The sequence below is a fragment of the Clostridium sp. LXY-7 genome (genome assembly GCF_056172015.1).
On record NZ_JBLLJL010000005.1, the window covers coordinates 474,901 to 500,774 of the forward strand.

Consider the following 25,874-nt stretch of genomic DNA (forward strand, 5'->3'; position numbering starts at 1 on the left):
TTATTAACAACTAGCCGCTACCTCATCAACATACCACTTACTTTGTGCATTATACATCTCTGCATATTTACCCATATTTTCTATAAGCTCTTCATGAGTTCCAATTTCAGCTATCCCACCCTTATCCATAACTATTATCCTATCTGCTATTTTTGCTGAACCTAACCTATGGGTAACTATTATAGATGTATTTCCTTTAGACATTTCAGCAAATTTGCTGTATATCTTAGTTTCTTCCACAGGGTCTATAGCAGCTGTTGGTTCATCTAGAACTATCATGTTATGTCCTCTATAAAAACCCCTTGCAATAGCTATCCTCTGCCATTGTCCACCAGATAAATCTACCCCATCAAATTCACGAGAGAGCATGGTCTCATAGCCCTCAGGAAACTTTTCTTCACCGATTTCTAAATCTGCATTTACTGCAGCCTTCTGTATAGCTTCCTTTTTATCCTCACTGGTTAACTGACCTTTATTATTTAAGGAACTTATTTCAATATTTTCTTCAAGGGTCATCTTATATCTCTGATACTTTTGAAATACCCCTGAGATATTTCCATATAAAGATTTAAGTGATACTTTACTAGTATCTGCTCCCCCTATAAATACCTTTCCCTCTGTTGGTAAATATAACCCTGTAATAAGTTTAACTAATGTAGTTTTCCCTGCCCCATTTTCTCCAACTATAGCAATAGTTTCTCCAGATTTAACTTCTAAATTTATTCCATTTAATGACTTCTTATCTGATCCTGGATAACTAAAAGAAACATCTTGTATTGATATATTAGGAATTCCTTGGATTTTTACTTCCTCTCCACTTCTCTCTGGCATATCAAGAAATCTTACAAGGTTTTTCACAGTTCCGATATTTCTTGTGATAGTACCTATATGCCTACATATTATTTCCTCCATTATTCCAAACATTAGCCCTATAGATGAAAATATAGCTCCAAAAGCACCTGGTGATATATCTCCCTTTATAAGTGAATCGAATAATAGATAAAGTACTCCCACATACCCCAAAAGTGTTATAATTTTCATACCTAATTCCATGAGGTTTGATTTTCTTTCCGCTGACCATATTTTTTTATTAAGCAAGTTTAAAGATAGAATATATATATCTTTAAAATATTTGAAAGCTCCTAAAAGCCTAGTTTCTTTATAATATTCTCTATCAACTATGCACCTTTCATAATATTCATATTCCCTCCTTATAGGCGCTGATTCATCAGCTAGCTTTCCAAACACCTTGACCCTGATTAGCTGAGTTAAAGCAACTGGAATAAATATTAATATTAAGGATAGTGCTAAAATTGGTTTTAAACTATAAAGATATATTGCCATAAAAAGAAAGTATGGAAGATAAAAAGTAAAGATGCTCGTAATTATAAATACCAAAAATCCGCTATTTAGCATACCTTCATTAGCTTTATTGATATCATCCAAATATTTTGTATCTTCAAAAGCAATAGGATCTAATCTCCCTGCTTTTTCATTTATCTTTTTTCCCACATGCCTAACCATCATCTTTTCCTGATTGCTAAACATGAAGTTTCCAACCCCATTTAATATTTGACACAATATTAAGGCTAGTCCTAAGGCAATTGCCCATAATATTATTCTTTGACTTGTCCCACCTTTATTGACCCCTTCTGTGACTACATCAAAAAGTTTCTGAGTCATAAAAGTGTTAAATCCATGAGATACTCCGTGAAAAATGCTCACTACATTCCAAACTATGAAGTAAACAGGACATGCCCAAAAGGCCATAGGTATAACTTTAGACATTATTTTTAAAAAGGATATATCTTCTTTTTTATTCTCCCTTATCATAAATACCAGCTCCTTTGACTTTCATACATCTCTGCATAAGCTCCATTTAACACCATAAGCTCTTCATGGGATCCTTTTTCTACTATGGCTCCATTACCAATAACAAAAATCTCATTAGCAAGCTTAGTAGACCCTAATCTATGGCTTATAAAAATTGTAGTTCCCCCTCTGCTTATCTCTTCAAACTGTTCATAAATATTACTTTCACTTATGGGATCAAGAGCAGCAGTAGGTTCATCCAATATTCTAAGACTTGCTGAGCTAATAATACTTCTTGCCATGGCTATTCTTTGCCATTGCCCTCCTGATATGTCTTGACCATCACTCTTAATCTTCCCTAGGTGTGTATTTATTCCCTTAGGTAATTTTCCAATTAAATCTTCCATCTCCATGGTTTTTATAGCTGTATTCATATTTATAGTATCTAAATCATCATCTAAACTATTGACATTTCCTAAAGCAATATTATCCTTAAAAGAAATAAAATATTTTGCAAAATCCTGATATACCACCGAGCTTAATGCTTTTAATTCACTATGTTTGTACTCTTTAATACTTTTCCCATTTATTAATATTTCACCTTCAAAATCTTCATATAATCCAGTTATAAGTTTAGTTATAGTGGTCTTTCCAGCTCCATTAACCCCTACAAAAGCATAGTGCTTTCCCTCTCTAATAATAAAAGATAAATCTTTTAAAATATAATTATCCATACCTGGATATTTGAAAGACACTTTCTTAAATTCCAGAGATTTCAATTGTAAACTCTCTCTAGAAGGTTCATCTATAGCTCCTTCACTTTCATCTAGCTGTGAAAAATTCGTTAAATCTTTCAAATATTCTTTATTTTTTGCCAATTGTTCAACGCTATAACTAAGTCCCCAAGACATCATTTGAATGAGTCCAAAAACCCCATTAACTATGGAAATAAACATACCAATTGTTAATAATCCATTTAATACAGGGTTTATAAGAACTATAACAATACCTATAGAGATTATGGCTGTTATTATGCTACTAGTCTTCATCTTTATAAACCACTTTAACTCAGTTTTATATTCTATTTTTCTTGCACGCTCATATTGCTCTTCCCATCTATCATTAACTTTTTCAGTATATCCAAAAAGTGCTCTTTCTTCTACCCCTTCTCTTCCAGTCAATACTTCTCTTAAATATTCATATTTTCTCTTATACTTAGATACTTCTCTGCTTGCTTCATAGGTTGCTTTTCCCCCCTTTAATGCCACCACAAAGAGAGGTAGAGAAATCCCAACTATCAGTAAAGCTGCCCACCATACTTGAGCAACTAATACAAGTAATAGACCCACAATTTGTAGTATCATAGACATCATATCTAATAAATCCCTATAGGCATTTTTACATTGAATCTCTGGTTCTTTAGCTACTCTCGATATTAAGTCCCAAGTATCCTTATTCTCGATGTGTTTGTATTTAAGCTTAGCTCTCTTTTCAGTAATAATAACTCTAAAATTCTCTCTAAGTTTAAGCTCCAACTTTATTTCCACAAGCTTTATAAGTTGTGATGCAATCCAATCATATCCAATAAGTAATACTACTAAAGCTAAAGGAATAAATATTTCATTAACCACTTTATTTCCACTAACAATAGCTATTGCAGTATCTAAAAATTTAGCAGTTACTATTACTTGCAAAGTTGGAATTATTCCATTTGCAATTTTTTGAACTGCTATTAATGTTGAATACCATGGTGCACATCTAAACGGAATTCCAACTATATCCGATACATCATATGACTCTTTTTTCATCATGATCACCCTTTTCCCCAAATTATATGCATTAAAGTAAAAATTTGTATAAATATGCCATAATTTCATGGTATCATAACATTGTTTTATTGTAAATGTACTTTATAATCTATTTTAATATTTTTAGAATTTGTTTAGAGTAATTGTTAATATTAAACTATATATTATTATCAAACCTATCTATTATTAAAGGCTATCTTAAAATGACGTTAATAATCATTTTAAGATAGCCCATATTTTTTCTTGGAATTAATATTATTTCAAATTCCAAATCTTATACTTATTTATGACCCTGTTGATTTATAATGAGCCACTCCAAATTTCCAAAATATAAAGCTTGGTATTACAAATAATATTGATACCATTGGAGATAACATATAAAATAAGCTATTTCCATTATATTTATCTATGAGAAATATAAATGGATAATAGTTTATAAAAGCTAATGGAACTATATAAGTAAAGAATTTTACCACCCATTCTTTATATATGTCCAGTGGATATTGAGCAAGTTCCCTTCCACCATCAGTAAAGATATTCATAAATTCAAGCCCCTCTAAAGTGAAAAAACATATGGCTGCATATATCATAAAGAGAGAAAAGAAAAGACAAACTCCTCCTATTATCATTAGAATCAAAGTCAATACCTTTCCTTCATTCCAACTCACTCCACAGGTTATAATTGCATATATAAATATAATAAGAGCTTGTATCAGCCTCCCAATTCTTGTAAGTTCAATTTTTGTACCAATTACCTGTAATATCTCATTTTGAGGTCTTACCATAATTCTATCAAACTCTCCATTAGATATTATGGTAGAAAAAGAGTCAAAGCCTCTCCCAAAACATTCCGCTAGAGCAAAGGACATAAATATAGTGCTAAAACATAATAACACTTCATTAAATGTGTAATTATTAATACTTCCAAATCTATCGAATAAGAAATACATGCTAAGAAAAGAGAAAAATGTAGTAAGTCCTTGTCCTATAGATGTAAGTATAAAGGAAGTTCTGTATTCCATAGCTGACTTTAAATGAATTGAAAAATATTTCATATATAGTTTCATTATTAACCTCCTTGTACTACTACTCGTTTTAGAGTTTTAGAAATTAAAAGTTTACCTAAAACAACTAATGATATTCCCCATAAAATTTGTAATGCTATAGCTGTCATTGCTTCATTTAAATGCATATTTCCGCTATAAATTCTAAAGGGAACATTTTGCATCGCTGCAAAAGGAGATAAATCAATGTACTTAGTAAGCCATTGTGGTAAAAATGGTAATGGAACTAATCCTCCTGAAAAAAAGTCTGCTGTCATAACTAATGCTATTCTCACTCCCATAGGAGAAATAGTATAAAAGGTAAGAATATAAACAAACATACAATAAGCTACCACTACAATAAAACCTAAAATCATAGCTATAATGAATAAAATTCCATTTAGTGGTGAACTAGGCAAAGTGAATCTATAAGGTTCTGGTAATAAAAGTGCAATTATAAGTATGGGAAAACATCTTAATAATGCTTTTGATGATCTACCTGCACAACTCTTTGCAAACCACATGTTGTAAATATCTAAAGGTCTACATAATTCATAGGATACATTTCCTTTAGATATTAAATCAAAAATTTCATTATCTAAAAACCAAGTCATAAACAGTGCCAGAAATGCCTGCTGAAGCCATATATAGCTAGCAAGTTGTGAGAATTCCATAGGTGCCATTTGTGGATTGCTCTTATAAAAGGTTTGATACATCATGATATACATAAATCCCCAAGCAAATTGAGTTGCAATTCCTGCATAGGCAGCTGCCCTATATTGGAGTCCATGAATAAATCTAATTCTAAAGTAAGATATATATCCTCTCATATCTGATACTCCTTATAAAGCCCTACCACCACTTCATCCATGGTAATAGAATCTACACTGAAGTCTATTAATTCAATCTTTTCTGCTAAAATACCTATTGCCTTGGAAATAGAAATAACTTCTGTGTCTACAGAAATTACTATATGTCCTGCGTATTTTTCTATAATTTTTAATCCTTTAGGAAGCTTCTCTAAATTTCCTGAATAATCTATGGTTATGGTTCTATATCTGCTGAACTTTTGTTTAAGCTCATCTAAATGTCCATCTAATAGAACTTTACCTTTTCCAATGAGTACAATTCTTTTAGTAAGAGCTTCTATATCTTGAGTATCGTGAGTTGTAAGTATTACAGTGGTTTTATTTTCTTTATTGATGGTTTTTATAAAATCTCGAACTGCAATTTTTGAAATTGCATCAAGTCCAATGGTGGGTTCGTCTAAGAATAAAATCTTAGGACTATGAAGTAATGAGGCTGCTATTTCACATTTCATTCGTTGTCCAAGGCTTAGCTGCCTTGTTGGTACTTTAATGATATCTTCTATATTAAGTAAATCTGTGAGCATTTTAAGGTTATTTTTAAACTTACTATCTGGTATTTTATAAATATCTTTTAACAATTCAAAGGAGTCTGCTACAGGCACGTCCCACCATAACTGGCTTCTCTGTCCAAAGACAACTCCGATGTCCCTTACATGATTAATTCTATCCTTCCAAGGAATCCTTCCATTAATAGTGCACTGCCCTGCATCTGGATATAGTATACCGCTCATAATCTTGATAGTAGTACTTTTTCCTGCACCATTTGGCCCTATGTATCCTACCATTTCTCCTTCTTTAATATTAAAAGATACATTGTCCAATGCTTTAACTTCTTCATATTCTCTCTTTAATAATGATTTTACTGCCATTTTAAGTCCAGCATTTCTTTTGCTTATTTTGAAGGTTTTAGTTATGCCTTTCATTTCGATCATATCTTATCCTCCTATCCTTTTAGACATTTTAAATAAAATAACAGGTCAAAGATGTGCCGCTAATATTTCATTGTAGACAACATGACATAACCTAGTAATACCTTCTATTACTAGGTTATGCTGACGGATATACCACAAAATATACATCTACTAACATATCATCTTTCTAATCATGTCTAAATCTTTAAAATTTAGTGCTCGAACTTAAATCTTAACACTTTTTAAGTTGTAAATAAATAGCTAATTACAAATATTTTTAAATATACCCTAATACATCTTTGTAGTTAAACTTTCTCTATCCAATAACAACAAGTGCCATCTTTTATTCTTTCTAGTACTCCATTATTGTTTTCTATTACTCTTCTAGATCCTAAATTATCTTCATTGCAAGTTACTAACGCTCTATCTATCCCTATATATTTTGCTTTCTTTAAAAGTTCCTGAAGAATTAAATTTCCATAGCCCTTCCCTCTTTCACTTTTAAGAATTCCATAACCTATATGTCCTCCACTTTTTAATAAGGCTTCATTTAAATAATGCCTTAGCTTACCAATCCCTACTAGTTTTCCATTTACACTTAACCAATATATGGTTTGAGGTACATATCCTTCTTTTAAATCTATGCCCTTAGAGTTCTTTATATTATCCTTCAAAAAAATTTTAAAATCCTCATATGGAATATTATCTATGGGATTATAAAAACCATTCTCATATTCCTCGAATCTAGATAAAAAATCATACACTTCTTGTCCATCTTCCATAGACAGTTCTATTAATTTAACTTCCACAATATATCCTCCTTCATATAAAGTCCTTACTAATGAAATACTCTCCTAGATCTTAATTTACCTAATTATATCTTAGCTACTAACATCCTACAACTGTAATATATATTTTGTTTTTTTCTAAACCGAATTATGCTGGAATTGTAAAAGCACTCTTAGAAAGTAACAAGACTCTGTGAGCAGCTATTCACATTAAAAGCATTTTATAGCTATAAGTTAATATATCGGTTATTTATATAACTCTTAAAAATAAAAAAACTTCTTCAAAAATGAAGAAGCTTTTATCTACAATTAATTATAAGCTATATTATAAGCTGAATTTAAAGTCTAGTATTAATTCCTCATTTTGGTAAAATATAACTATAAATAATCAATAATTATAACAAGGAGGACCAAATGGATAAATTACTTCAAGAAGCGTTAAGCTTTTATTCTTTTAAAAATCCTAAAATTATGTTTCTACGTCATAATGAAAATATTACATATAAAATTGAAGATATTAAAAAACAATATGTTTTAAGAATACACAAACCAGTTGATGGATACTCTTTGGGAATACTGTCAAATGAAGATGAAAAGCAAGACTATATACAAAGTGAAATGACTTTATTGGATTATCTGCAAAAAAATATAGATTTTCAATTGCAGAAACCAGTTAGGAATAATAAAGAACTATTAGTAAGTATTTTAACAGATAAAACGCCAGTCACTGTCCTGGAATGGATACAGGGGATGACATTATCTGATACCGAAATAACATGTGAGATAGCGCAGAAAATCGGTTTAATGATAGCAAATTTACATAGAGCTTCAAAAACTGTAAAAATTGATGATAACGGAAATTTATATTTACCAGAAATGAATTACAAGGCGAAAAGGTATCAGTATAAACAACAGATTTTAGAGAAGATTAACAAAGAATTAAAAGTGATAGAAAGTAATGATCATATTAATAGCAGGCATATAAATATAGTTCTAGACGCTGCTGCAATTATACAGAAGCGAATGGATGAATTATCCAAAATGCCTAATATGCTAGGAATTGTTCATGCTGATTTATCACTGTCCAATATGATATTAACCGCAGACAATGGAATTACACCGATTGACTTTTCATTATCAGGTGTTGGATTCTATTATATGGATATAGGAACAATGCTGTCTGCCATTAATGATAAAGACCTACGAAGATGTGTAAAAAATGCGTATGAAAAAGAAATGAAAACAGAAGTACCAATATGTTATATAGAAGCTTTTTTTGCGCTTGGAGTAATTCTTTTTATAGCATGCCAGCACAACAAATTTTATAAAGAAGAATGGTTTGAAACTGCTATGGAAAGATGGTGCAATACCATATTCACTCCACTTATAAATGGTAAAACTTTCGTGTTATGATAAGTTTATAAAAAATAGGTTACTCATATTGCATATTTATGCATTTGAGTAACCTAATACTTACTTCAGTTCTTCAAAAATTCACTATCAAAATAATCAATAAATTGTTAAGTATCTTTCAAAGATGCTTTAAATTTATTCTTCAATATTTACTACTTCAAATCCTAAGTCTTCTATGGCTTCTTTAATAACCTCATTGCTAACTGATCCCTCAGCTACAGCCTTACCCTTTTCTACTTCTATATTAGATAATCCTTCTAATCCAGATAATGCATTTTTTACTCTTCCCACGCAATGCATACAAGACATTCCCTCAATAGTAATTATTTTTTTCATAATAATCTCTCCTTTATCTTTAATATTTATTTTTTAATACCTAGTTTTAAATTGCTTTAATCTTAGTGCATTTAATAATACTGACACTGAACTAAAACTCATTGCAAGAGCTGCTAGCATAGGATTTAATAATGGTCCTCCAAAGATGTGTAATACACCCATTGCCACTGGTATACCTAGAACATTATATCCAAATGCCCAGAATAGGTTTTGTTTTATATTTCTTATGGTTTGCTTACTTAATTGAATTGCCCCTATAACATCCATGATATCACTTCTCATAAGGACTATATCAGCAGATTCTATAGCTACATCGGTTCCTGATCCTATAGCAATTCCTATATCAGCCATGGCTAAGGCTGGAGCATCATTTATTCCATCTCCTACCATAGCAACCTTCTTACCTTCATTTTGAAGTTCTTTTACCTTATTTGCTTTATCTTGAGGCAATACCTCAGCTATTACCCTATCTATTCCTACTTCTTTACCTATGGCAGCTGCAGTGTTTTTATTATCACCTGTAAGCATAACTACTTCTATGCCCATTTTATGAAGACTTTCAACTGCTCTCTTACTATTTTCCTTGAGCGTATCAGCTACAGCAACTATTCCTATAAGTTTTCCTTCCTTAGCTACAAACATTGGAGTTTTACCTTGTTGCGCTAATTCTGTTGACTTTAATTCATAATCCCCTAAAGTTATATTCTTCTCATTCATAAGTTTTCTATTACCTAGATAAAGTTTTTCTCCATCTATGACAACCTCTATACCATGACCTGGTATAGCTTTGAAATCTGAAATATCCTTTAAAGTAAATCCTTTATCCATAGCTTCTTTTACTATAGCCTCTCCTAATGGATGTTCAGAACCAACTTCTGCTGAAGCTGCCAATAATAATATATCATCAGCTTTATAGGTATTAGTTACAATATCCGTAACCTTTGGCTTACCTTCAGTTATTGTTCCTGTTTTATCAAAAACTATAGTATTTATATTATGAGTGGTTTCTAGAGCTTCTCCACTTTTAATTAATATTCCATTCTCAGCGCCTTTTCCAGTTCCTACCATTATAGCTGTAGGAGTAGCTAATCCTAAAGCACATGGGCACGCTATTACTAGAACTGATATAAATATTGTTAATACAAATACTGTTCCTTCTCCTGATATTGCCCAACCTAAACTTGATAATATTGCAAGACCTATAACTGTTGGCACAAAATAGCCTGAAATAATATCTGCCATTTTTGCAATGGGAGCTTTTGACCCCTGAGCTTCTTCTACTAATTTTACTATTTGAGCTATTACTGTATCTTTTCCAACCTTGGTAGCCTTATATTTAATTCTTCCATTTTTGTTTATACTTGCTCCAAATACCTTATCTCCTTCATGTTTTTCAACTGGAATACTTTCACCAGTTAGCATGCTTTCATCTATAGATGTATATCCTTCTATAACTTCTCCATCTACAGGTAATTTTTCTCCTGGCTTTACAACTATAATATCTCCCTCTTGAACTTCATGAATTTCAATAACCTTTTCCTGTCCATCTACTATAACTGTAGCAGTCTTAGGTGCTAAACCCATAAGCTTCTTAATAGCTTCAGAAGTTCTACCTTTAGTTAATGTTTCTAAATATTTTCCTAAAGTTATAAGAGTTAAAATTGTAGCTCCTGACTCAAAATATAATTGCATAGTGTAACTAGTATCACCATTCGCTATATGGTATATAGCAAAGATTCCATATAAATATGCTGCCCAGGTTCCTATTGATATTAAGGAATCCATGTTTGGAGTTCTATTTATAAGATTTTTGAATCCTACCTTAAAGAAATTCTTACCTATTATCATTACTATAGTAGTAAGAATTAGTTGGAACAATGCAAAATTTAATGGATTATGATGTGTATCTATTATCATAGGTAATGGCATTCCCACCATATGTCCCATAGTTACTATCAGTAGTGGAATTGTGAATACAGCAGACCAGATAAGCCTGTTTCTCATATTTTTAATTTCTTGCTCTTTCTTCTTTTGATGAACATCTTCTTGCTCTTTCTCTACCAGCTTAAAGCCAGCCTTATCTACAGCTCTTTTTATGTCACCAAGCTTAACTTTACTAACATCATAACTTAACTTTAAAGTTTCTGTAGAAAGATTTACTTCCGCCTTTTCTATGCCTTCAAATTTTTTTATTACCTTTTCAACATTTCTAGCACAGGAAGCACAGGTCATACCCTCTACTTGAAGCACCATTTCAGTACTATCATCAAAGGCTCTAAAACCAGCCTTTTCTACACTTTTTATTATATCTTCTAAATTTAGCTTACTTTCATCATATTTAACCTTCAACTTCTCAGTTGCTAAATTTACTGAAGCTTCTTCCACTCCATCTTTCTTTCCAACAACTTTTTCTATACTTCTTGCACAAACAGCACAAGTCATGCCTTCTATTCTTAATATTTTTTCTTTCATATTCACCCTCTCCTATTTATCAATTAATTTATCTAGTATATTTACAAGCTCTTCTATCTTTTCCTCTGCATTATGTCCTTCTTCAAAAGCTGATCTAACACAGTGGTTCATATGTTGCTTTAAAATGCATTTATTAGCTTTCTTTAACAATGCCTGCGAAGCTATTATTTGATTAGAAATATCTATGCAGTATCTACCATCTTCAACCATTTTAATAATTCCTTCAATTTGACCTTTACATGTTTTTAAACTTTGCAATGCTTTTTTCTTTTCATCGTTCATGTTGTACCTCCCTCCCCCCGTGGGGGTGTCTATATTTATAATATAGTACAATTTATGATTTGTGTCAATAGGATTTTTATGCAAAAATTAAAAACTTTATGGTTCAATGCAATGTAGCCCATCCTTATACAAAAATAGCTGATTATAAAGAAAGAGAACCAATATTTGTTTAATTATATACATTATATAGAAATTAATGTTATAATTTAGTGTGTAAATAATCTATAATTTAGTACACAATTGTTTCGAATTGTCAACTAAATTGGGTTAAAATAGAATAATTTGTTTTTGGGGGATAAGCACTATGATTGAATCAAAGGCTTGGAATTGGAGTAAAAATACAAGTGACTATTGGTTAATCCCAACGATTGAGTCATGTTATTTGGCTGAATCATGGAAATCAAAGGGTTATGACAAATTTCTTGATTTAGGTTGCGGATTAGGAAGACATTCCATCTATTTTAGAAAGAAAGGTTTTGAGGTTCACTCTACAGATTTATCTAAAGACGGAATTAATCATTTGAAAAAGTGGGCGGAGGAAGAAGAACTGGAAATTAACACAAGATTATGTGATATGCTTAATTTACCATTTGCTGATGATACATTCGATTGCATAATGGCATATAATGTAATTTACCATACCGACACTGAAGGGTTTATAAAGTCACTTGAAGAAATTACGAGAGTGTTGAAAAATAGAGGAGAATTATTTGTTACGTTAAATTCTAAAAATGCATTGTCATATCAGAATGCTGACCCGAATAAACGTATTGATAATAATACTATATTAAGAAGTGAACATGATACTGAACAAGATGTTCCTCATTTTTATGTGGATATAGATGATATAAAGAAATACTTTAAGGATTATAACTTTGTGAAAATCCCTGTTGAGGAAACTGAATATTATAACATTGAGAATACTGAATATTTTTCGAAACATTTTAAATTAATTGTAAGCAAAAAATAGGTATGGTTAAGGGGTGTTAAGCGAAATTTGTTTTAGAATATTTTTAAAATATGAATTAAGGGAAGTCTGAAAAATGACTTCCCTTAATTCATATTATCAATACTATTCTAAAACAAAGCCTAAAATAAATTCATGCTTCAAAATCAAATCTATATTGTGTATAGCTTCAAATGAAAATACTCAATAATCTTAGAAGAAGAAATTCTATAGAATTTCACTTCTCATGGATTATTGAGTATACTTAGTTATCATTATTACTCTCTTACAAATATTAAATTATCCACAGAACTTAAATCTTCTCTATATACATATCCAGCTTCATTAAATTCTTTTACCTTTTCTACAGAATCTATAGAATTTTTCATTATATAGGATACCATAAGCCCTCTAGCTTTCTTAGCATATGTGCCTACTATTTTGTAATCTTCACCATTCTTTTCTTTAAATATAATATTATAAAAATTTATATCCTTTAATTCATCTTTGTTAATAACCTTAGAATATTCCTCTGAAGCTAAATTTAAAATAGACTTCTCTTTATGTCTTAAAATTTCTATCCTAAATTCTTCTGTTATCTTCTTACTCCAAAACTCATATAAATCTCTTCCTTTTGGAGTTATTAGCTTTAATCCCATTTCTAATCTATATTCCTTGATAATATCCAGTGGCTTTAAAGCTCCATATAACCCAGATAATATTCTTAAATGATTTTGAATAAATTCAATTTGTTCTTTATTATAACTAAAAATATCCAAAGTTTTATACATATCACCATTAAAGCTAAAAATAGCTTGTTTACCTTCTTCATGATAGTTAAGTTTAAAATCTCTATATCGATTATAGTTAGCTTGCCCTAGTTTTATACTCATATTCATGAGAGAGCTTAATTCCTCAGCAGAATAATTACTTAGTTCATCTGCCAAGTAGAATGCCTCTTTTAGAAAGTTTGGTATAGTACTTTCTTTAACTATAGATTGCTTTTTAAAATCCAAAGTTTTTGCTGAAGAAATTATTGTTAACACAACTACACCTCCACAATTTTTATACTAGGTTCTAAAATTATAGAATTATCTTATTATAACATATAAAGTTATACACACTTTATATGTTAAATAAATAATTATATCAAATATTTATTAATTATTTATTTAGCAATACTGTAAAAATTATGTATATATTGTAGTAATTATTCTCTTTTAAAATAAAATATATAAAAAACCCCTCAGCTAAGCTGAAGGGTTTTATTTTAGTCATTATTTTGCTTCAGTAGTATTAGATAAATCAACTGTAAAAGCTTCACCTTTTTCCATCAATATATGTCCTGAGTTATAAGGATTACCATCAACAGTTAAATATACCTTCTCAACTCCATAATATCCACCTAATGTATTAACTATACTTTGAAGAATAGCTGATTCGAAGCCTGACCCTGCATTCATCTCCTTGATAAATTCACTAGAAAAATCTGCATATAGCATACCATCATCATTTAAATAAAGGCTATTTATCTTTGCATTTTTACTCATTAAAACACCTTTATTTTCTTCTGGAAATGACTTGAATATATTTTCAAATGCTGACTTTGTTATATCATTAGTTTTGAATTCCATATCAATATTCTTATAGAATAAACTATAATCATCAATATTAGGATAATAGAATCTAACTGAACTACTGAACTTACTATTTTCTTCAATCTTTTCTAAAAGTGATGTAACTTTCATCTTTTCAGTGTCCATTACTGATTTTACCAAACCTTTATCAAGAGCATAATATTGTATATTTTTTTCTCCATTTTTTAGCTCTGTTGTTACTTCTAAGGTTTTATAAGTTCCACTAGGGGTTGATATTTCCACATTCTCATTAGATATATACCTCTTACTTCCATCAGATAAATTCCATGATGTACCTTTAACTAATGGTTCTTTCAATAATACTTCAGTTTCTTCACCCTTTTTAGAAAGAAAATTTTCTCTATAGTAGCATTCACTTCTACTAAATACCTGTCTTAATTCTCCATCTTTGATTTCTAAAACTGATACTATCTCTGTTCCGCCATTATTTTCTCTTAGTTGAACCTTATCTCCCTCTGTATAATCTACATAAGTTACATACTCTGCATATTCCATATTTTCTCCCTTGTAGAAGAACTTTTCATTTTCTTTAAATTTCACATAATCTCCAATTTTTTTATCTACTACTGGTTTTTCAGTACCTATTCCTGGTTTATTATCCTCATTCTCAACTTTAGGACCACAGGCTACAAATAACATGGCTATGGTTACTAGAATTATATAAACTATTCTTTTCTTCATCTTCATCCTCATATTTCCTTTCAATAAATTAGTACTGTCTTACTATTATACGTAATATTTTACCACAAATCTCACTTTAACCATAACATATATTCTAAGATTTAATTAAATTTATAACTCTAATCCTTTATTAAACTGACTGTTGTAAAGCTGAGCATAGAATCCATTCTTTTGTAATAGCTCATCATGAGTTCCTCTTTCAATTATCTTTCCACCACTTACAGCTAAAATGGTATCTGCATTTTTTATAGTACTAAGCCTATGGGCTATAACAAATGTAGTCTTTCCTCTCATTAAATTAAGCATTGCTTTTTGAATATAGACCTCTGTACGAGTATCAATAGACGACGTAGCTTCATCTAATATAAGGATTGAGGAATTAGATAATATAGCTCTAGCTATAGCCAATAGCTGTCTCTGTCCTTGAGATAAATTTCCTCCATTATCTGATAGCACAGTATTATACCCTTCAGGTAATTGCTTTATAAATCCATGGGCATGAGCCATTCTTGCTGCCTTCTCTACTTCTTCATCACTAGCATTTAGCCTTCCATACCTTATATTTTCACGAATACTCTCTGAAAATAAAAAAGTATCTTGAAGCACCATAGCAATATTATTACGCAAGCTATTTCTAGTTATATTTTTAATATCCTTACCATCTATTAATATTTCTCCACTATCTATGTCATAGAATTTAGTTAAGAGATTAATTATAGTGGTTTTTCCTGCACCTGTTGGTCCTACAATAGCTATGGTTTCCCCAGATTTAGCCTTAAGAGAAGCATCCTTTAATACTCTATTACCCTCTATATAAGAAAAGTTAACATCCTTAAGTTCAACATTTCCCTCTATATTATTTATCTCCTGAGCATTTTCTAGATCTATTTCTTTTTTTTCATCCATTATTTTAAATACTCTCTCAGCTCCAGCTAAGGCAGATTGTATGGTGTTAAAAAGATTTAATATTTCATTGATTGGTCTAGTAAAGCTTCTCATATACAGTAGAAAACTGAATACTACCCCTACCGTTATATTCATACCATTTATAATTAAGTATCCTCCACTAACCGCTATAAGTAGATAGGAAATATTATTTATCAAGTTGTTCATAGGCCCCATAATTCCTGAAAGTCCCTGGGCAACCATGGAACTTTTGGTAAGCCTTTTATTAATATTGTGAAACTTTTCCTTTACTTGCTCTTCTTGAGAAAATAGTAATACTACTTTTTCACCTGAAATTATCTCTTCTATATAACCATTGAGTTCTCCAAGTTCTCTCTGTTGACTTTTAAAATATCCCTGAGTATTTTTAGCTATAAGCTTTGTAACCAAAAACATAAAAGGTACAGTTATCATTGATATTAATGTCAAAATAGGACTTAATAATAACATTGCTATAAACATACCTATTACATTTATAATTCCTGAAAAAAACTGAGTTACACTTTGACTTAAGGTTATATTTATATTATCTATATCATTGGTAAGTCTACTCATTAAATCTCCACTAGAATGAGTATCAAAGTATTTCAGTGGAAGTCTTTGCATACCTGAAAACAAGTCTTTTCTTATGTTTGCTGAAATATTCTGGGCAATTCCCACCATTATTCTATTTTGAAAGTAGGTAGAGAAAATACTCACAAAATAAATACAAAGAAGTATTATACAAATAAATGCTAGACCCTTCATATCTCCAGTTTGAATAAAATTATCCACAGTATATCCATTTAATCTAGTCCCTACAATGGTTATTATAGTACTTACTAATGTAAGAAAAAATACTAGCATAAGTACTGCTTTTTTATGAATTAAGTACCCGATAAGTCTTTTAATTGTACCCTTAGGATTCTTAAGTTTTTCCTTTTGTTTAAATAATTGGGCTGGTCCTCCACCTGGTCTATGTATATTTAAGTTTCCTTTATTATCTGCCATCTATACCACCTTCTCTCCCAACTGTGATACCGCAATACTGCTATATATTTCATTAGTTTTTAGTAGTTCTTCATGATTTCCAATCCCACTAATTTCACCTTCATCTAATACTATTATTTGATCTGCATCCATAACTGCTGTAATTCTTTGAGCTATTATAAATAGAGTACTTCCTTTCATTCTCTCTCTTATAGCTCTTTGAAGCCTTGCTTCTGTTGCCATATCAAGAGCACTACTTGAATCATCTAATATGAGAATTTTAGGATTCTTTATAAGAGTTCTAGCAATTGATAGACGTTGTTTTTGTCCCCCTGATAGGTTCTTTCCCCTCTGTTCCACTATGCTCCCATATCCATCTTCTTTGCCATCTATAAATTCATATGCCTGCGCATCTATTGATACCTGCTTAAGTTCTTCTTCGGTAGTTTCTATAACTCCAAAGCTAATATTATCCTTTATGGTCCCAGAAAATAAGATATTTTCCTGAAGCACTATGCCGATATTTTCTCTTAACTCTTTAATATTTAACTCTCTTACATCCACTCCGCCAATGTATACCCTTCCTTCAGTGGTATCATAAAGTCTTGGAATGAGCGAAACTAGTGAGCTTTTACCACTACCTGTAGCTCCAATAATCCCCACAACTTGTCCTTCATTAACCTTAAAATTTATATTTTTAAGTACACATTCTCCACTTGGATTATATTTGAAATGTACATTTTTAAATTCTACATCATAATTTTCTATATAAATTCCTTCATGATTATATTTTATAGCTGGAGTAGAATCTAAGAGTTCATTTATCCTCTTTGCTGACACCTTAGCCCTAGAAAGATTTATTATTATCATAATAACCATCATAAGGGAGTTCATAATCTGAATAAGGTAATTTATAAATGCCATTATCTTTCCAGTTTCAATACCACCTATATTTACTAAATTACCTCCAAACCATAATACTGCAACCACAGTTAAATTCATAACTAATGTTATAAGGGGCCATAGCAATATTGTTGTATTCTGAGCTTTTATACTACTATTCATAAGCTCCTCATTACTATCTTTAAAACGCTCCTTTTGCTTTTCCTCCATATTAAATGCCTTAACTACACGCATGCCTAAAATGCTCTCTCTCATTACCAAATTAACCTTATCTATATTCTCTTGAACTTTTGAAAACATAGGAACTGACTTATTTACTATAAAAACTACTCCAATAAAAATTATAGGAATAATTATTAAAAATACACTGGATAGCTGCCTACTTAAGGAAAATGCCATTATTATTCCACCTATGCACATAAGGGGAGCCCTTACCATGATTCTAAGGCCCATAAGCACCATATTTTGCACTTGGGTTACATCATTAGTAAGTCTTGTAATTAAAGATCCTGTCTTAAACTTATCTATATCCCCGAAAGCCAAGGTTTGTATTTTATCAAATATACCTTGTCTTAAATTTCCTCCCATACTCATAGATGCCATAGCAGAAAAAATACAACAACTAGCACCTCCTATTAATCCAATAAAGGCGATTAGTATCATTTTTCCCCCTACCATTAATACATAGTTTAAATCTCCATTAGCTATGCCCACATCAATAATGTTCGCCATTAATCTTGGTTGATTTAAATCCATAAATACTTCTATGCACATCATAATAGGTGCTATAATTGCATAAAGTATTGCACTTCCCTTTAGATATCTAAATAACTTAATCATCTACTTTCATTCTCCCTTGAAATGTTTTCATATATTCTATTTAATAAATTAATAGCTTGGTCTTTCTCCTCTTCACTAAAACCTTGAAAACATTTATCTTCTAAATCACTAAAAACCCTTTTAACAACAGTCTGGGCTGCCTTGCCTTCACTTGTTAAATATACATTTAATACTCTTCTATCTTCTGAGTTTGAACTTCTATATATAAATCCACTCTTCTCCATACCTGCTAATATACTAGTCACTGTTGCTGGTTCAATATTACAGCTATCTGCTACCTCTTTTTGAATACAACCATCATTCTCTGCTAAAAAATTTAATATCCTTGGTTGTCCATCGGTTATGCCATATTTAGTAAATTCACTAGATGCTCTTCTTCTATGTTCTTTAGATGCCCTAATTAAGGCTGCATGCAATTTTTTCATTTATATCCCCCTATAATATCACTTTATTTAACTATTAATTTAGATCCATCTTGTTAGAAGTCTAATAATTAGACTTCTAACTATTAGACTTCTAATTATATTTTAAATAAACAATCCACTAATGTAAAGGGTAATTACAAAAGAATCTACTCAATTGAAATATAAGAAGAGCTCAAATATATGTGTTCATATACATTTGAGCTCTTCTTATTTTGTTATACTTTAGATGCTAGAATTTATATCTATATTATACACCTAAATAATTAGCTATATTTGCATTATCATCAATAATTCCCTCAATAATAGGTTTTCTACTAACTAATATTGTACTGTTACTATATAAATATCCCATTCTAATTACCATTAAAAAAACTTTAGTTTCGAAGGATTTTTCTGATGTGAAAATACATCTATGCTATATAGAAATAAGACTTGATTATATTCCTCTATATTAACTAAATCATCTATATTCATGTTTATATATCTTAAATCTACTAAGGTTATCTCCGAGTAATCCTCAGTTAAAAAAGGTGCAAAGCAATGGGAATAAGAATCCTTAAACATTAAGAGTTTCTTTCCTGTAGTACTATTAGTTTTAATCTTTACTAAGGCCTCATTACTTCCTAAAAAGTAGGAATACTTATCTTTCTCATTTAAATACTTATCAAAATACATAGAATCATATTCCTTCTCTCCTTCAGAACCTATTACTGTAAACTTCTCTATTTCTCTAAGATTATAGGTTTTTATTACATCTGGAGTTATATGTGTATATGCTGCTTTAGAGTATAGAGTCCCATAAAAGCTATTGGGTTTTTCCTCTATTTTAAATTCTGAAATATCCTTTGGTTTCAAATCCATTATTTTTTCTACTTCTTTGTAACCTAGATATGCTCCATCTGTTGTCCAATGATGATCAGTTCTATAATAAATATTTTTATCCCTATTTTCATATAAAGTATCATATATAGGAATAGGCGTAACTATTCCTTCTAACCTTTTATTTACCTCACTAATAAACTCTTCTTGATTCCAAGTCGGTGCATATTTGGGTAGTTTATGAGTTAATACTCCACTAGTAGAAGGCACTAACATTAAGTAGGATGGAATTTTATTAGACTCAACAAACTTCTTTATACCTTGGATATTTGCATCAACTATTTCCATATCTGGTTGTTTTATATCCTCTATTAGCCTATCCTCACTGAAAAATACTCCATTATTATCTTTCTTCCCTATACCTTTTTCCATATCACTCTTTACAGCCACCCATATATCCCTTGCCACAAAATGGTCATTAATCCAATCATCCATTTTCTGCATGAAGCTGCCATCTACTAAAGCTTCTACACTAAATGCTGGTAACTTTGCTAGAAATCTATTTTCTAGGGGTGAAAATGAATTCTTAGGTGTTAAGATATTTAGTACTATTATTCCTCCCCACACCCCCATAATTATCTTAAAAAATGTTTTGTCCATATGCAAATTCCTCCTTAATACATGTGAAATAAAATAATTAATTAGCCAATGATTACTTTTAAGAACTTTCTAAAATCTAAAATATAAAAATGGATTATAGGTACTATTAACTAAGTAAGCAGTGGAGGCTAAAAATATAAACACATATATCATGGCTGCAAAAAACATGGTAACTTTTCTACTACTGTGCTCCAACCTATATAATACCCCTTTAAATATAGGAGTTGAAAAAATTCCCGCTAATATAAACATAATAAAATAACTAGTAATATAATATAGAGTTAGATCATTAAAAAAACTCACTCCATTTAATCCAAACATTCCACTAAAATATTCTCTCATCACTTCTAAATCCTCAAATGAAAATATCACCCAGCTTATGATAAGTAATACTATAGTATATATATGTTGAAATATTCTTGGAGTTTTATGTAAACACCTCAATAAAACAAATTTTTCCAGTATTAATATAATTGCAAAATAGAATCCCCAAAGCATAAAATTCCATGATGCTCCATGCCAGAATCCTGTTAGCGTCCAAACTATAAGTAAATTTCTAATTAATTTCCCCCGGCTAACCCTATTGCCTCCTAATGGTATATACACATAATCTCTAAACCAAGAACTTAAGGTTATATGCCATCTTCTCCAAAATTCTGTAATATTTTTAGCTATATATGGATAATTAAAGTTTTCATCAAAAGTTAACCCAAATAATTTTGCAATTCCTATAGCCATATCTGAATATCCACTAAAATCAAAATATATTTGAAAGCCAAAGCTTACTATTCCTATCCAGTAAAGCAATACACTCATATCCGTTATAGTTCCTATATAAATTGAATTCCACAAGGCCCCTAGATTATTTGCTATTAAGACCTTCTTACCTAGCCCTAAAATAAATCTCCTTAATCCCTGTGAAAAATTATCTACCTTTATTTCCCTCTCATCTAAATCTTCCTCCACAGTTACATACCTGACAATGGGCCCTGCTATTATTTGCGGGAACAGGGTTGTATAGGTTAAATAATTATAATAGCTTTTTTCACAGGTAGTGGTTCCTCTATACACATCTATAATATAAGAAATAGATTGAAAGGTATTGAAAGAAACACCTATAGGTAATGGCATGTCTAAGATTGGAATATTCACTCCTAACATAGAATTAATATTAACTATAAAAAAATCACCATATTTAAAGAAAAATAACACCAGTAGGTTTACTCCTACATCAATAAGCATAAATAACTTTCTCTTTTTTGCATTATCTAGATACTTATCTATATTCCTTCCACAAATATAATCTACCAAGGACAATACTAGCATTATGAAAATATATCTAACCTCACCCCAAGCATAAAATGTTAAGCTTCCAATAAGCATAACTAAATTCTTCAGCTTTTTAGGCACAATATAATAAATAATAATTAGTGCCGGTAAAAAGAAATAAAGAAAAGTAATACTGCTAAATACCATAAGTCTCATCTCCCATCGTAAAGTTTAAATAAATCTATATGTGATTTATCTAAAAGAATAAATTTTCATATATTTAGCTTCCTGTAAAATATACGACTTATTTTTCAAAACGGCACTATTTTAGCATAATATAAAAAACTGCAACATTACTATTATGTAAATCATCCACATAATAGTAATGTTGCAGCTCATAGATCCTATTTATTTTACATTAGATATTTTATTTTTCCTTATAACAAATAGTTATGTTTCTTCCATAATCTTTTGCTTTATATAACGCAATGTCTGCAAGATTAATTCCTTCATAAAAAGAATTAACTCTATCATCAAATTTATAAACTCCTAAGCTTGAGGTTATTTTAATGCATTTTGCCTTGTGATAATCATATTTGCACTCATCAATTTTTTTTCTTATCCTTTCTGCAATATTATAAGCCTCTTTTTTAGACGTATTAGGTAGAATAATTAGGAACTCTTCGCCTCCATATCTTGCTATTAAATCATGTTTTCTTACAGATAGCTTAATATTATTTGCAATCTCTTTTAATATATAATCACCAGTACCATGTCCATAAGTATCATTAATTCTTTTAAAATAATCAATATCCATAATTAGTATAGATAGATTATCTCCTAGCTTTAATCCTTGGAATTTTTCCTCTCCTATTTTTAATATCTCTGTACGGCTTAAAAGTCCTGTTAAATTATCATGAGTAGCCATATACTCTACTTCATCAAATAGTAAAGCATTCTCAATAGCTATAGCTATATAAGATGATAAGGTTTTTACAGTATTTAAATCATTTATATTATAGGCATTTTTCTCATAACACTGCACTGTGAATATGCCTATACATCTTTCCTCAACAATTAGAGGAGAAAAAATTAAAGATTGACTTGACTCTGACTTATCTCTGTTTCTTCCAGTCCTTATCTTCTGTAAGTACTGCTTATATTCTGTAGATGCATCATTTATTCTTATAAACTCTTTGTTATTAAAGCAATATACTCCAAAGCTTGAATCTTCGTTGATTTTTATAGTTCCTAATTCAACCCTTTCCCCCTTATCTACAAACAGTTTATAGTCTAAGCCCTCTTCAATCTCATCATATAGTGCTATACCTACTACTTCTGCATTAACTAGCTTGTTTATCTCATCATGAATAGTTCTAAGAATATTTTCCATTCTTAAATCTGAAGTTAACTTCTTTCCTATTTTAGAGATAACATCAATTTGACTATATAATTCCTTATAAACAATAGCTTGTTGTACTATATTTCTACTTTTTAACTCCTTAAACCAATACTTACTTCCATTACTAAAGGTTTTTTCCTTCACCTTAATATATTTTTCCTGAGCATTATATGCTTCTTCAAATCTTTTATCACATTTATAAATAATGCTCAATTCAAGATAAATATCTCTTAATGATATTTGAGAATTGCTTTCCTCTGCATATTTTAATGCTTCCTTTAATTTTTTTTCACCACTTTCATAATTTCCTATCTTTCCGTGGCACTTACCCCAACTTATTAGCAATTTAATAATGGTACTTATATCTCTAATTTTCACTGAAATTTCCATAGCTCTTTCAAAACACTTTTTTGCTTCTTCATGTTGTTCTTTTTCGAAATGTATTTGACCTATTATTATTAACACTTCAGCTCTATGTAAGTTACTATCAGTCTGCTCAGCTAATTCGTAAGCAAGTTTACTGTTATTCTCCGCTATCTCAATATCTCCATTTTTTAAATAAATCTCTGCCATAGTAGTGTATATTACAAGCTTAGCGTAAACATTTATTTCGTAAGGTAAATTATTTAAAGTTTGGGATAACTTTAAGGCTTCTTCATAATATCCACATTCCATATATGACACCATGGTGTTAATAGATATGCTCATAAAGCCTTCCCTCTTATTATATTTTTCTGCTATCTCAATGCCCTTTATTCCACTCTCTATAGCTAAGTCTAAATATCCTATTTTGGTGTAATCTGCTAACAGAGCATTATAACTAAGTATAATTCCGTCAATACATTGAATTTCATTGAAAATAGCATTTGTCTCCATATGATATTCTAATGCATTATTATAATCTGATCTATCATGGTAATACCAACCTATATAAAGCATTCCATAAGCATAGGCCATTCTATAATTACATTCCTTAGATATCTCTACAACTTTTTCTAAGGTTTCTTTCATATATTCAGGATTAGAACGTAGATTTTCATGGGCAAAAGAGTTAAAAAAATTGATATATTCTTCATCTTTCTTTAAGTTTTCAAAATGTTCATATAACTCATCTATTTTACTCATACTCTTACCCCCTAAAATTCAACTCAAGCACTATAGTATTACGTAGTGTCTTAAGAATGTACTTATTTTTATTGTGATATAAAACAATTATATACTACATATAACTGTCTAAATACTGTCTTATCTTCGGTCCTATCTTTAAATATATTCTTTTATTTATCCACAATTTTACCTCATTCGTAATATATTATCCACAATTTATGATAAATTATTTAATTTTTAGTATAAATTGTTAATAGGGTTTTCTATATCTTAATTTTCATCCTAATAATATATAAAATAAGACCTTTAATACAATGAATACCCATTGTATTAAAGGTCTCGCTAACTAAACTTAGTTATGATTTAAAATAAGTATTAATTTATATAGATATCCAAGCTGAATATTGTTTAACTTTCACCCATGATGCCCTTAGTTAATTCATCAACGGATGCTCCTAGGAAATAATCTTGTATATCAAATCCTCCTAATATTTCTCTTATATCATCTGATTTATGCTTTATTCCAATTAGATTTTTTTCAATATCCTCTATGTCACATTTTCCAAAAAAATCACCAAATATTTTTATATCTTTTATTACACCTTTTTCCACGTTGATATTAAATTCAACATGTCCACCAGGGTATTTAATTTCATTTAAAAGTTCATACTTAGGTGAATTTCCAAAATTCCATTGCCAAGTACTATATTTATCTTCAACTAATTTATTTATTTCATGCATATCCTTCTCCGTTAGCTCATATGATATATTATCTTGGTTTAATTCTGAGATATATTTCATAATCATATCTTTGAATTCAAGTACAGAAATAGACTCTATCAAATATTCACTTATGTTTGTAACACGACTAGCGGTTGATTTTACTCCTTTATCTTGAATTTTCATAGGCTTTATCTTTAAGGCAGCTGATAAATCTTTAATTTCTGAAGAAAATAGCAGAGTTCCATGATGCATAACACTATTTTTATAATTACATTGAGCATTACCTGAGAATTTTTTCCCATTAATAGTCAAATCATTTCTTCCCGAAAATTCTGCATTAACCTTTAAAGTTCTTAATACATCAATGATTGGCTGGGTAAATTTTCTAAAGTTATTAAAGCTTCCATTATCATTAACAGAAATAAAAGTAAAATTTATATTGCCTAAATCATGAAAAACTGCTCCCCCACCTGTGAGTCTTCTCACTACGGGAATTGAATTTTCCTTTACATAATCTATATTTATTTCTGAAATGGTATTTTGATTTTTGCCAACTATTATTGCTGGCTCATTTCTCCACAATATAAAAATATCTTCACTAAAATTTTTTAGAAAGTATTCTTCCATGGCTAAATTAAAGTATGGATTAGTATTTTTAACATCAATTAATAACATGTTTTATCCCTCCATCCTATAATGATATTATCAAATATTAGCAATTAAATAAATATTTATTATATTATAAATATTTATTTAATTATTAATATTTATAATAATGTGAATTTTCCATTGA

The 25,874-nt window shown here is 30.0% G+C and carries 20 protein-coding genes; 2 read left to right on the forward strand and 18 right to left on the reverse strand.

Annotated features, from left to right (window positions below):
- Nucleotides 1–3: 3 nt before the first annotated feature.
- The 6 genes from ACI48Q_RS18615 to ACI48Q_RS18640 all read right to left on the reverse strand — a co-directional run bounded on the left by ACI48Q_RS18615 (nt 4) and on the right by ACI48Q_RS18640 (nt 7,252).
- Entirely contained in the window at nt 4–1,833 is a 1,830-nt protein-coding gene (locus tag ACI48Q_RS18615; RefSeq protein WP_474920625.1) for an ABC transporter ATP-binding protein, read from the reverse strand.
- Nucleotides 1,830–3,620, reverse strand: a complete 1,791-nt coding sequence (locus tag ACI48Q_RS18620) for an ABC transporter ATP-binding protein (protein ID WP_474920626.1) — start codon at nt 3,618–3,620, stop codon at nt 1,830–1,832. Before ACI48Q_RS18620 ends, ACI48Q_RS18615 begins: the two co-directional genes overlap by 4 nt.
- A 284-nt stretch (nt 3,621–3,904) precedes the next feature.
- A complete protein-coding gene (locus tag ACI48Q_RS18625) occupies nt 3,905–4,687 on the reverse strand; it encodes an ABC transporter permease (RefSeq protein ID WP_474920627.1) in 783 nt (260 codons plus the stop codon).
- 2 nt (nt 4,688–4,689) lie between these two features.
- Nucleotides 4,690–5,493 (reverse strand): ABC transporter permease, encoded by an 804-nt coding sequence (locus tag ACI48Q_RS18630; RefSeq protein ID WP_474920628.1) that lies wholly within the window; start codon nt 5,491–5,493, stop codon nt 4,690–4,692.
- The gene (locus ACI48Q_RS18635; protein ID WP_474920629.1) at nt 5,490–6,464 is read right to left on the reverse strand and encodes an ABC transporter ATP-binding protein; all 975 of its coding nucleotides are present in this window, start codon (nt 6,462–6,464) and stop codon (nt 5,490–5,492) included. The genes ACI48Q_RS18630 and ACI48Q_RS18635 overlap by 4 nt, the downstream gene beginning before the upstream one ends.
- Nucleotides 6,465–6,748: 284 nt before the next feature.
- Complete coding sequence (locus ACI48Q_RS18640; protein ID WP_474920630.1) at nt 6,749–7,252, reverse strand: GNAT family N-acetyltransferase; 504 nt, start codon at nt 7,250–7,252, stop codon at nt 6,749–6,751.
- Between the two features lie 393 nt (nt 7,253–7,645).
- Here ACI48Q_RS18640 and ACI48Q_RS18645 point away from each other — a divergent pair, with 393 nt between their 5' ends.
- A complete protein-coding gene (locus tag ACI48Q_RS18645) occupies nt 7,646–8,644 on the forward strand; it encodes a phosphotransferase (protein ID WP_474920631.1) in 999 nt (332 codons plus the stop codon).
- A gap of 135 nt (nt 8,645–8,779) precedes the next feature.
- On the opposite strand, the gene ACI48Q_RS18650 is transcribed toward ACI48Q_RS18645, so the two are convergent.
- Genes ACI48Q_RS18650 through ACI48Q_RS18660 form a run of 3 tightly spaced genes read right to left on the reverse strand, consistent with a single transcriptional unit; the run spans nt 8,780 to nt 11,734 of the window.
- Nucleotides 8,780–8,980: a heavy-metal-associated domain-containing protein gene (locus tag ACI48Q_RS18650; protein WP_474920632.1), complete on the reverse strand. Its 201-nt coding sequence runs from the start codon at nt 8,978–8,980 to the stop codon at nt 8,780–8,782.
- A gap of 33 nt (nt 8,981–9,013) precedes the next feature.
- Nucleotides 9,014–11,452 (reverse strand): heavy metal translocating P-type ATPase, encoded by a 2,439-nt coding sequence (locus ACI48Q_RS18655; protein WP_474920633.1) that lies wholly within the window; start codon nt 11,450–11,452, stop codon nt 9,014–9,016.
- Between the two features lie 12 nt (nt 11,453–11,464).
- On the reverse strand, nt 11,465–11,734 hold the full coding sequence (locus tag ACI48Q_RS18660) for a metal-sensing transcriptional repressor (RefSeq protein ID WP_474920634.1): 270 nt from the start codon (nt 11,732–11,734) through the stop codon (nt 11,465–11,467).
- 304 nt (nt 11,735–12,038) lie between these two features.
- Here ACI48Q_RS18660 and ACI48Q_RS18665 point away from each other — a divergent pair, with 304 nt between their 5' ends.
- Entirely contained in the window at nt 12,039–12,704 is a 666-nt protein-coding gene (locus ACI48Q_RS18665) for a class I SAM-dependent methyltransferase (RefSeq protein WP_474920635.1), read from the forward strand.
- 254 nt (nt 12,705–12,958) lie between these two features.
- On the opposite strand, the gene yaaA is transcribed toward ACI48Q_RS18665, so the two are convergent.
- The 9 genes from yaaA to ACI48Q_RS18710 form a co-directional block, all read right to left on the reverse strand.
- Nucleotides 12,959–13,726, reverse strand: coding sequence for a peroxide stress protein YaaA (yaaA, locus tag ACI48Q_RS18670; protein ID WP_474920636.1), 768 nt, complete (start codon nt 13,724–13,726; stop codon nt 12,959–12,961).
- Between the two features lie 231 nt (nt 13,727–13,957).
- On the reverse strand, nt 13,958–15,019 hold the full coding sequence (locus tag ACI48Q_RS18675) for a GerMN domain-containing protein (RefSeq protein WP_474920637.1): 1,062 nt from the start codon (nt 15,017–15,019) through the stop codon (nt 13,958–13,960).
- A 111-nt stretch (nt 15,020–15,130) separates the two neighbouring features.
- Nucleotides 15,131–16,954 carry an ABC transporter ATP-binding protein gene (locus tag ACI48Q_RS18680; RefSeq protein WP_474920638.1) on the reverse strand — a complete coding sequence of 608 codons (1,824 nt, stop codon included), beginning with the start codon at nt 16,952–16,954 and terminating at the stop codon, nt 15,131–15,133.
- Nucleotides 16,955–18,676 (reverse strand): ABC transporter ATP-binding protein, encoded by a 1,722-nt coding sequence (locus tag ACI48Q_RS18685; protein ID WP_474920639.1) that lies wholly within the window; start codon nt 18,674–18,676, stop codon nt 16,955–16,957. It abuts the gene before it with no gap.
- A complete protein-coding gene (locus ACI48Q_RS18690) occupies nt 18,673–19,101 on the reverse strand; it encodes a MarR family winged helix-turn-helix transcriptional regulator (protein ID WP_474920640.1) in 429 nt (142 codons plus the stop codon). Before ACI48Q_RS18690 ends, ACI48Q_RS18685 begins: the two co-directional genes overlap by 4 nt.
- A gap of 363 nt (nt 19,102–19,464) precedes the next feature.
- Nucleotides 19,465–20,580 carry a DHHW family protein gene (locus ACI48Q_RS18695; RefSeq protein ID WP_474920641.1) on the reverse strand — a complete coding sequence of 372 codons (1,116 nt, stop codon included), beginning with the start codon at nt 20,578–20,580 and terminating at the stop codon, nt 19,465–19,467.
- Between the two features lie 69 nt (nt 20,581–20,649).
- Entirely contained in the window at nt 20,650–22,056 is a 1,407-nt protein-coding gene (locus ACI48Q_RS18700; RefSeq protein ID WP_474920642.1) for an MBOAT family O-acyltransferase, read from the reverse strand.
- A gap of 220 nt (nt 22,057–22,276) precedes the next feature.
- Complete coding sequence (locus ACI48Q_RS18705; protein WP_474920643.1) at nt 22,277–24,376, reverse strand: sensor domain-containing diguanylate cyclase; 2,100 nt, start codon at nt 24,374–24,376, stop codon at nt 22,277–22,279.
- 390 nt (nt 24,377–24,766) lie between these two features.
- On the reverse strand, nt 24,767–25,756 hold the full coding sequence (locus ACI48Q_RS18710; protein ID WP_474920644.1) for a lipoate--protein ligase: 990 nt from the start codon (nt 25,754–25,756) through the stop codon (nt 24,767–24,769).
- Nucleotides 25,757–25,874 lie beyond the last annotated feature (118 nt).

Coding starts and splice junctions, on each gene's coding strand:
- ACI48Q_RS18700 (WP_474920642.1), bottom strand. CDS start 22,056: ATGGTATTTAGCAGTATTACTTTTCTTTATTTCTTTTTACCGGCACTA.
- ACI48Q_RS18650 (WP_474920632.1), bottom strand. CDS start 8,980: ATGAAAAAAATAATTACTATTGAGGGAATGTCTTGTATGCATTGCGTG.
- ACI48Q_RS18695 (WP_474920641.1), bottom strand. CDS start 20,580: ATGGACAAAACATTTTTTAAGATAATTATGGGGGTGTGGGGAGGAATA.
- ACI48Q_RS18620 (WP_474920626.1), bottom strand. CDS start 3,620: ATGAAAAAAGAGTCATATGATGTATCGGATATAGTTGGAATTCCGTTT.
- ACI48Q_RS18660 (WP_474920634.1), bottom strand. CDS start 11,734: ATGAACGATGAAAAGAAAAAAGCATTGCAAAGTTTAAAAACATGTAAA.
- ACI48Q_RS18645 (WP_474920631.1), top strand. CDS start 7,646: ATGGATAAATTACTTCAAGAAGCGTTAAGCTTTTATTCTTTTAAAAAT.
- ACI48Q_RS18655 (WP_474920633.1), bottom strand. CDS start 11,452: ATGAAAGAAAAAATATTAAGAATAGAAGGCATGACTTGTGCTGTTTGT.
- ACI48Q_RS18675 (WP_474920637.1), bottom strand. CDS start 15,019: ATGAAGAAAAGAATAGTTTATATAATTCTAGTAACCATAGCCATGTTA.
- ACI48Q_RS18680 (WP_474920638.1), bottom strand. CDS start 16,954: ATGGCAGATAATAAAGGAAACTTAAATATACATAGACCAGGTGGAGGA.
- ACI48Q_RS18690 (WP_474920640.1), bottom strand. CDS start 19,101: ATGAAAAAATTGCATGCAGCCTTAATTAGGGCATCTAAAGAACATAGA.
- ACI48Q_RS18685 (WP_474920639.1), bottom strand. CDS start 18,676: ATGATTAAGTTATTTAGATATCTAAAGGGAAGTGCAATACTTTATGCA.
- ACI48Q_RS18635 (WP_474920629.1), bottom strand. CDS start 6,464: ATGATCGAAATGAAAGGCATAACTAAAACCTTCAAAATAAGCAAAAGA.
- ACI48Q_RS18665 (WP_474920635.1), top strand. CDS start 12,039: ATGATTGAATCAAAGGCTTGGAATTGGAGTAAAAATACAAGTGACTAT.
- ACI48Q_RS18630 (WP_474920628.1), bottom strand. CDS start 5,493: ATGAGAGGATATATATCTTACTTTAGAATTAGATTTATTCATGGACTC.
- ACI48Q_RS18705 (WP_474920643.1), bottom strand. CDS start 24,376: ATGAGTAAAATAGATGAGTTATATGAACATTTTGAAAACTTAAAGAAA.
- ACI48Q_RS18615 (WP_474920625.1), bottom strand. CDS start 1,833: ATGATAAGGGAGAATAAAAAAGAAGATATATCCTTTTTAAAAATAATG.
- ACI48Q_RS18625 (WP_474920627.1), bottom strand. CDS start 4,687: ATGAAACTATATATGAAATATTTTTCAATTCATTTAAAGTCAGCTATG.
- ACI48Q_RS18710 (WP_474920644.1), bottom strand. CDS start 25,756: ATGTTATTAATTGATGTTAAAAATACTAATCCATACTTTAATTTAGCC.